The sequence below is a fragment of the Haemophilus sp. HMSC068C11 genome (assembly GCF_001815355.1).
Classification (GTDB): domain Bacteria; phylum Pseudomonadota; class Gammaproteobacteria; order Enterobacterales; family Pasteurellaceae; genus Haemophilus_D.
On record NZ_KV820357.1, the window covers coordinates 1 to 8230 of the forward strand.

Consider the following 8230-nt stretch of genomic DNA (forward strand, 5'->3'; position numbering starts at 1 on the left):
TTCACTAACCTTGTAATTGATTTCGCATAATGATTTTTCGGATTATGTTACAATTCGCAGCGCGGTATAATCGCCATTGGCACCGCGCAAGAATTTACACATAATCCGCTATTATGCGAAATTTTAAGTTATTAAATTTATGTCAAATATTACCATTCAGCATATCACACCAAGACATTTTTATGAGGCAGTGAAACTTCTCAAACAAACTGAGCATAATATAAGATTTAGCTATGATACGGTTGAAATTCGTTTTGTTTTTGACAGATTGGAAACTGCTGAACAGACTCAAGCAAGATTTGAGAAAATGGAACACTTGGGGGAGTTTTTAAAGGAACTGACAAATTCATCAGTTCCTGTTGATTTAGAAGAGTTTATTAGAAAATATCGCTATCAACCTAAACCAAAATTCTTTAGACGTTAAAGTTCAAATAACTATTTTCCCCAAGATAACGTTTTATCAAATACATCACTGCTATAAGTACCGCATTTTAGGTTTACACCTTCTGCTTTGATAACACTACCTTTAGAGTATTCTTTACCTTCATAAACACAAAATTTTGTGTCGTCTAATTTTTTTGTTGGAGATGATTTGAAAACTTTTCTTTCAAAAGATGGTTGTTGACAAGCGGCTACAAACAAAGTCACAAAAGAGATCATTAGTAATTTTTTCATTTTTCCACCTAGGCTTTTTCAAATTTTTTTAAGTTTTTTTGAATTAATGTGTCCATATCAGTATTCTTTGAATATGGGGGTGTTATTTTATCCAATAAATCCCTGTTTTCTTTAGTTTGTCTTAGACCGTGTTTTCTAAGTTGGTAATTTTGTTCGTGTTCTTGGCTTTGGTTATGATGTTTGTGATCTGATTTTGGCATAAGATGTCTCCCGTTTACCATGTAGTGAATAAAGATTTATGCAAAAATGCAAAATTTTGCATAGTCCATTTAGGCTTTCATCCAAGTGGACTCTCTTTAATAGTCCACTCTTGTGTCAAAATGACACAAATCCGTTTATTAATTAATCAATCTTTAAATGATTGCTACAGTCTTGAGTGAATAATTATTTCTTTATTTTTAATAATTATGTACTTTTGGTTTTATCCTTACCTGAATTTTCAGCATTATGAAGTAAATCCTGTTTTGCTTCTTGAAGGTAGTTATCCAATAGATGATTAACTATATCACTCATTTTAGTTAGTTTTCCGCTCTTATGACTGATTTCAATAGCTAACATTTCTAACTTATTCCTTCTCATTTCATTAACTCGAACAGATGTATCTTTTCTCATTATTTCTATCTCAAAATCTGGTTTGTAATTGATGTCCTATTATACTTTTTTTGTCTCAAAGTATGTAAATATGCTTGTATGCGGTATGTAAAAGTTGTATATTTTATTTGATGTATGTACACATGCGGTATAGAGGCATAAGTGATCGACTTCTTGAAGCTATCAATTCCATTCAAAACAGAGCATATCCTCGTTTGCAAAGACGGGGAAACCTCTTTTTTGAAAGAAACCCTGATAGAGATAGCCAAGAGAACAGGTCTTAAACTACGGGCAGGCAATGTCACCTTTGAGATTGACGGTGATCTTGATGTTGCCGAACTGTCCCACCCTTATGAAGCCATTCCTAGTCATTTTGGTTCGTTAGCAATGAAAGTCTTCAACGGCAGCGATAGAATGAAAACCCCGCCTTATATTGAGCTGAAAGCCAGTCCCGCAAAATTACTTCAAGGGCATAATGTCTTTGGTTCAACCAATCTTGATGTTTGTTGTTTTGTGATGCTGAAAACCTTTTGTGAAGCCTTGCCAGAACTCTACGAAATGACTGACACTGAAAATACGATGATAGATTGGATTGATGTCACCTATTCAGCTCATATTCCGTCTGAAATGATGCAAAAGCAGGTGATTAGCTTTTTGCAAAATGTGAGAGCAGGGCAAACCAAGAAAACGCGATATAACCGAGAATATGAGACAACAGCAGAATGGAACAGTGGTTCAGAGCATAGAGTCCTTAAAGTCTATTTAAAAGGGGCAGAGTTGCAAAAACGTTTGTCCGAAATCCAATCCGAATTAAAACGTACGCCAAATAAACAAAATCTTCTTAATGTGCTAAACGTGTTAAGCAATCCAAATTTAATTGAATTTTCCAAGCAATGTGTGCGTTTTGAGGCTCGGCTAAAACAACGTTATTTAGATAAATACCGTATTCCACGCAAATTATGCGATTTAATCCAGTATCAAAGACAGTATGAAAAACAGGGAAAAAGCCTGATTAAAGACCTATGGCAAGATGCCTTTAACGATATTATCCAAGCGGTTGGAGAAAGCAAAATGAATGTATATAACCGAGACAATATTCAGAAATTACTGAAAAAACAGTATTACACAGTAACACCTAAGGGCAATATTAGTTATGCGAAGGCAGATAGATTATTTGGTTTTTATAAAAACTTATTAACTTATGGATATTTAGAAACTCAGTCAGAAATGGATAGAAAAACGTTCTGGCGACACGAAAAAGACTTATTAGCTGTCGGGCTAACGAAAGCCCAGTTGCAAAACCTCAAAGCCCACGAACGCCATAACATCATTCCGTTAATGAAACTTGTTGAAATTGATTTTAGTTGTCAGCGTCCTGATTGGTATGTTGAACCAACATTAGATTTTGTCCAAATGCAGTTAGCTGCGTAATTTAACTAACCGAGAGGTATAAAAATGAGTAATCAAAACATTGAACAGTATTTATTGAAAGTACAAATTTTTTCAACTTCCAGAATTGATGAACGGTCAGGGGTAAGTGAGAAAACGGGAAAAGATTGGTTTATTCGCACGCAGGAAGCCTATATTGAATTAGGTGGTCAGTTTCCTGTTCAAATTAAAGTGCCCTTGAAAAAGGATCAAGTTCCTTATTCTCCTGGTAATTACTATGTTCATCCAACTTCTTTTAAAGTCAGTGGTTATTTTGATTTAAAAGTAAGTGATATTGTTTTAGTTCCCGCTATTGATAAGTGATGAATGAAGAAATAGAAATTACAACTAAGTTTTGCCACCCTTATATGAGTTTTGGCGGTGATGGTTGTAGTGATGTCGTATTGAAAGTGCCACGGACAGAGGCGGTCAAACTTCAATCTGTGGCACATTCAGGGAATGAAAATCAAGGCTTTTCAGTGGGTGATTTTTTTCATCATACCGATAGCTTTGGTTTTTCATTTGGTCTTGTGCTTATTTTTTATTTAATCGCTAAATCTGTGGGAACATTTTTAGCGCTTTTCAAATAAGCACATAATTTTAACTCAATATAAGGAGTTTCTTATGTCAAATTTAAAAAAATACCTTATTGCTGCTGTAGTTTTGGGATCTTCCGTTGGTGCTTTTGCTGGCAGTGAATCGGCACAAAAAGTACAAATTGATGTTTCCGGTATGCTTAATCAAGTTGATTTTTCAACGGTGATTGCCGGAATTATCGCCGCAGGCGGTGTGTTAATTGGCCCGCGTATTGCCAAAATGGGTATCCGCTTTATTTTGGGACTATTTGGAAAATAACAATAACAAGGGGGGATTTGCGTCCCCTTTTTTCTTTGGGGTGCGTATGTTATGGGATTTTGCTTATTTTCTTTTGGGTATGGTATGCGGTTTAGTCGTGGTGCTTGGCTTAAATGGATAGTGATTTTTAGTTTTATTTTTAACGTTGTTTTATCCTATAAAGCTAACGCTAATCCGTTACTTGCCCGCGTGGTATTAGCTGAAGTGTTTGAAGGGATTGTTGCAAGACGGGCTGCGGTTTCTGTGGTTGGGAGAGCTGCCGCAAATGATGCCGCTTATTTAGCGGCAAATGAAGCAGCAATAGGATTACGTGCAGCACAGACTTATCGGGCATTGGGAACGGTTGCGGCAAATGACGCAACATTTGCTGTTGGCGCAACATCAACATTACGCAATGCGAAAGATATTTCATGGGTTGCGTTAGCGTTAACATCAGGTGCAATTACGCTTAAGGATTTGAATGTAGAAAGTAATAGCAAAATCGGGGTTGCTTTTGAGCCTACTGCTGTTCCTTTAGCTGATGGTCGTTATGCGATAAATGTGAATGGTGAAACAAAAGTTGTCAACGCAATGCCGAGTCCGAAAGATCCAATTATTTATCAGTATTCAAAAGAAAAGAAACAGATTTCGGAAAATTCACAGGATATTTATAAATCCGATGTCTTAGATAAACATTATAAATATTTCAATACGTTAAGAACGGGGGAGTACGCGCAATCAAATTCTATTGAAAAATTGGCTGAATATATCGCGCAAGAGGAATGGGGAGGAAAAGGAGAAGAAAATTATTCAGAAGTCGATATTGAGGGCAAGAAATACCGTTATCTACGTTCACAAACTACCGTAGAAAATCGTTATTTACGTCATCAAAAAATAGGTAATATGATTTATCCTGAAGTTCGTCAGATATTTACCGAAAAACAATTAAACTATGATTTTGAGCCGATTTTAGAGGGAAATACTGGCTCGCAAATCGTTTATTCTTTTAATCCACCTAAACCTTCGGATTATGAAGTTTCTACACGTGTAAATAATTTAACCTACATTAGATTTGAAGAAAATCAACATTGGGTAGGCGATTTTCCAACAACTTCATCAGATAAGCAGTTAAATTCAGTCGCAGATTTAGATTTAAATCTTTATACCAAACCCTTAACCGCCACACAATTAGCGTTATTGTATAACGCCTTATTGATGTCTGCTGCGTCTCAGCCTGGTTATATTGGAGTTCCGTTTAGTGCATCTGATCCGATTACATCGGCAGAAGTACAAGCACAATTAAATAAATTAGGTAAAACGGCAACCTTTGCCGATTTATTTGCTAAAGCAGGTGTAGGAAATCAATTATCCATAGGCACATCAAACCAACCACAACCTATTCCACAACCCACACCGAATCCCGGTACGCGTCCAGGTGAAGAAAAAGATGATAAAGATATTGATGATGAACCCAAATATCCTGAACTTGAGTCACCCACAGCACGACAAATTTTAGAGCCATTTAATCAGTTTTTTCCGCAGCTCAAGAATTTTCATTTAGCCGATCGTGCTGTGCAGTGTCCAACGTGGGAAGGGCATATTGATTATTTAAATATTGATGTTCGATTAGATAAGCATTGCCAATATGTAGAGCAAAATAAAGCCGTGATTACTTCCTTGATGCTGCTTATTTGGGGAATTGTCGCATTAAGAATTTTATTGAGTGCATAAGGAATAACAATGGGTAGCTTAATTTTACGTTTATTTAGTGGTTTTCTTGGGTTTGCTTTTAAAGGTATTGTTGCAAAATTTTTTGTTTTTTTCGCACTTTTCTTTATTACAACGGAATTTATTCCCGTGGTGATTGAGTTATTTTTGCCAAAAGAGATACCAAATTTAAATGCGTTATTTATTGGTTTACCTGATTCTATTTGGTATTTTCTATCAATATTGCAAATCCCAACAGGAATAACATTAGTTATTTCGGCAATGTTGGCGCGCTTTATTATTCGTCGTTTACCAATTATTGGCTAGGGAGCATTATGGCTATTTCGGCTTATGTGGGGTTACCTGGACACGGAAAATCTTATGAAGTGGTGAAGTCTGTCATCATTCCCGCCATTGCTTCGGGGCGTAGGGTAGTTTCAAATATTTACGGATTAAACAAACAATTAATTGAAGAATATTGCCTATCAAAAGATAAAAAATTGTCGCCTGATAACTTAGGTGAATTGGTTATTGTCGATAATGATTTATGCTTAGGTGTTGATTTTTACCCTTACAAGAACGCAATAGATAATAAAATTGAAACCTTTTGTAAAGCAGGAGATTTAATCATTATTGATGAAGCGTGGCGATTTTTCCCAAAGAAAGAAAAAATCAATGATAACCACTTTTCATTTTTATCAGAACACCGACATTTTACAGATAGTAACGGCATTTCTTGTGATTTTGTCATATTGAATCAGGATTTAACCAATTTACAAAGAGAGCTTGTGGAGCGAATTGAAACGACATTCAAAATGACAAAATTGGTTGCCGCAGGGTTAAAAAGTCGTTATCGGGTTGATGTGTTTTCGGGTAATAAATGTTGGAAAACCGCAAAGACGGCAAGTTATCAAGAAAAGTATGATAAGGCTATTTTTCCGCTTTATAAAAGCTATGAAACCGATAATGGACGGGAATTAGTCACAGATAAACGGCAAAACGCGCTGAATAAATCCAGTATTAAATATTTTGCCGTGTTTGCCGTATTGATTGTCGGGTTTTCGTTATATAAGCTCATTAGCTTTTTTACGCCACCTGAACAGGATACGCCAAAAGTTGAACAGACATTAAGCGAAAATAAGGAAATTGAAGCGATTACATTAAATAATCAGCCACAACTTCAAGTAACTTTACCGTTATCAACGCAATGGCGCATAACAGGGGAGTTACAAAAATCAGGAAAAGCCTTTGTGATTTTGGCTGATAACCAAGGTAATTTACGGTTAGAACCACGTTCTAACTTTAATTTTACGGGGCGAATGTTGGAAGGCATTATTGATAATCAACGGGTTAATTATTATTCTGGAGTAAAACAATGAAATTACAACGTAACATTTTATGTTTTTTTTCCTGTTTTTTGTTTGGTGTGGCGCAGGCAAAAAATGTTGATTTTAAGCTTGAAGCCGTACCGTTACCGAAAGCGGTAGGAATGATCTATGATGAAGTTTTAGAAAAGCCTTATATGCTTGATCCAAAATTAGCAGCAGATACACGGTTAATCAGCTTTCATACCAAGGAAGACCAAGATTTTAATCAGTTTATTACACGCTATTTTGAAAATATGAATATCAAAACCTATGAGAAAAATGGCGTAGTTTACCTTGCGCATATTGAGCCAAAACCGCCAAAAATTATCAAACACAGTTTTGTTTATAATCCTGTTCATCGTGATACAGAATATCTTGCGCAGTTTTTACAAGGAGAGGGGCAAGTCTCGGCAAGTGGTGATAAGCTCGTTTATTATGGAACAGCGGAAGATATTGCAAGAATTAAATCAGTTTTAAAATCGGTTGATACGCCAAGCCGTGAAGTCGTTGTAACGGGTTATGTTTTTGAAGTGCAGGACATTGCCAAAGAAGGAAGCGGAATTAATTTATTGGCAAAATTGCTATCGGGAAAACTGGGTATCAACATTGGTTACAAACAAAACTATGAAAATTTTATTACGGTTAATGCAGGGAATTTGGATGCAATGATTGAGTTATTTCGCACTGATGAACGCTTTCAAGTCGTTAGTAGCCCAACGTTGCGTGTAAAATCAGGTTCAAAGGGAAATTTTTCAGTAGGTTCTGATGTGCCTGTTTTATCAAATGTTACCTATCAGGACGGCAGACCTATTCAATCGATTGAATATCGTTCTTCTGGTGTGATCTTTGATATACAACCAACGATTAAAAGTAATGCGATAGACTTAAAAATCAATCAACAACTTTCTAATTTTGTGAAGACGGATACGGGCGTAAATCAATCGCCAACACTGATTAAACGCGATATTGTTACTGATGTTACGCTTAAAAGTGGTGATATTGTGGTTTTAGGCGGACTGGCTGAAAACAAATTAACGGAGGGTGAAACAGGTTTTTCATTCTTACCGAAAGGCTTCTTGACGGGAAAATCTAAATCAAACACTAAGACAGACATTGTAATTTTATTGCAAGTTAAAATGATCTAATTGAATTTCATAAAGTAAAAACCACAAAGGGTAAAGGCGTTACACGCCTGCGCTTTGTGGTTTTTACCTTGTTACTTCATCATTAAATTTGAATTAGCAATATTATAGGGGGGTGTCGGGGGAAAATGCCACGCATTTTCTCCTGACGTAAGGCGCAGCGGCTGCAGCGCCGGAAACAGAGATATTTATTTGAAAAAATGAATTCATTGCGCTCGGCATTCTTCAAAAAATCACAGCAATTAATGCGCCTTCTGCAGAACCTTTATAGCCACGTCCTTTAAGCTGATTAGATAATGCGAAACGCACCGTGCGTCTTTACATTTCCCTGACATTCCAATTTAACCATTCAATAAAACGATAAAACAACACGTTACAACGTGTTATTCAGCCTTATTTTGTCTTGTTTTACTAGTACCTGTGACTTGTGCATAACTCTGTGATCTTATTAATGCGTAGCTTTCACTAACCTTGTAATTGATTTCG

The 8230-nt window shown here is 36.1% G+C and carries 12 protein-coding genes; 9 read left to right on the top strand and 3 right to left on the bottom strand.

What is annotated here, in order from left to right:
- Positions 1 to 139 precede the first annotated feature (139 nt).
- Entirely contained in the window at positions 140 to 424 is a 285-nt protein-coding gene (locus tag HMPREF3020_RS01670) for a hypothetical protein (protein WP_049363486.1), read from the top strand.
- A gap of 11 nt (positions 425 to 435) precedes the next feature.
- Here HMPREF3020_RS01670 and HMPREF3020_RS01675 read toward each other — a convergent pair whose 3' ends face one another.
- The 3 genes from HMPREF3020_RS01675 to HMPREF3020_RS01685 all read right to left on the bottom strand — a co-directional run bounded on the left by HMPREF3020_RS01675 (position 436) and on the right by HMPREF3020_RS01685 (position 1233).
- Positions 436 to 675 carry a DUF1496 domain-containing protein gene (locus HMPREF3020_RS01675; RefSeq protein WP_005697566.1) on the bottom strand — a complete coding sequence of 80 codons (240 nt, stop codon included), beginning with the start codon at positions 673 to 675 and terminating at the stop codon, positions 436 to 438.
- An 8-nt stretch (positions 676 to 683) separates the two neighbouring features.
- Positions 684 to 875: a hypothetical protein gene (locus HMPREF3020_RS01680; protein ID WP_032803977.1), complete on the bottom strand. Its 192-nt coding sequence runs from the start codon at positions 873 to 875 to the stop codon at positions 684 to 686.
- Positions 876 to 1080: 205 nt separating this feature from the next.
- Entirely contained in the window at positions 1081 to 1233 is a 153-nt protein-coding gene (locus HMPREF3020_RS01685) for a hypothetical protein (protein ID WP_005697569.1), read from the bottom strand.
- Positions 1234 to 1428: 195 nt separating this feature from the next.
- Here HMPREF3020_RS01685 and HMPREF3020_RS01690 point away from each other — a divergent pair, with 195 nt between their 5' ends.
- The 8 genes from HMPREF3020_RS01690 (at position 1429) to HMPREF3020_RS01725 (ending at position 7747) form a co-directional block, all read left to right on the top strand.
- A complete protein-coding gene (locus tag HMPREF3020_RS01690) occupies positions 1429 to 2697 on the top strand; it encodes a phage/plasmid replication protein, II/X family (RefSeq protein ID WP_032803972.1) in 1269 nt (422 codons plus the stop codon).
- A gap of 24 nt (positions 2698 to 2721) precedes the next feature.
- Positions 2722 to 3018, top strand: a complete 297-nt coding sequence (locus HMPREF3020_RS01695; RefSeq protein ID WP_005697568.1) for a single-stranded DNA-binding protein — start codon at positions 2722 to 2724, stop codon at positions 3016 to 3018.
- Positions 3018 to 3284, top strand: a complete 267-nt coding sequence (locus HMPREF3020_RS01700) for a hypothetical protein (RefSeq protein WP_005697574.1) — start codon at positions 3018 to 3020, stop codon at positions 3282 to 3284. The genes HMPREF3020_RS01695 and HMPREF3020_RS01700 overlap by 1 nt, the downstream gene beginning before the upstream one ends.
- Positions 3285 to 3318: 34 nt before the next feature.
- The gene (locus HMPREF3020_RS01705; RefSeq protein ID WP_005697575.1) at positions 3319 to 3549 is read left to right on the top strand and encodes a hypothetical protein; all 231 of its coding nucleotides are present in this window, start codon (positions 3319 to 3321) and stop codon (positions 3547 to 3549) included.
- Between the two features lie 84 nt (positions 3550 to 3633).
- Positions 3634 to 5259: a hypothetical protein gene (locus tag HMPREF3020_RS01710; RefSeq protein ID WP_239657531.1), complete on the top strand. Its 1626-nt coding sequence runs from the start codon at positions 3634 to 3636 to the stop codon at positions 5257 to 5259.
- 9 nt (positions 5260 to 5268) lie between these two features.
- Positions 5269 to 5562, top strand: coding sequence for a DUF2523 family protein (locus tag HMPREF3020_RS01715; RefSeq protein WP_005697572.1), 294 nt, complete (start codon positions 5269 to 5271; stop codon positions 5560 to 5562).
- Positions 5563 to 5570: 8 nt separating this feature from the next.
- Positions 5571 to 6614 (top strand): zonular occludens toxin family protein, encoded by a 1044-nt coding sequence (locus tag HMPREF3020_RS01720; protein WP_005697567.1) that lies wholly within the window; start codon positions 5571 to 5573, stop codon positions 6612 to 6614.
- Entirely contained in the window at positions 6611 to 7747 is a 1137-nt protein-coding gene (locus HMPREF3020_RS01725; RefSeq protein ID WP_005697571.1) for a type II secretion system protein GspD, read from the top strand. Before HMPREF3020_RS01720 ends, HMPREF3020_RS01725 begins: the two co-directional genes overlap by 4 nt.
- Positions 7748 to 8230: the final 483 nt, after the last annotated feature.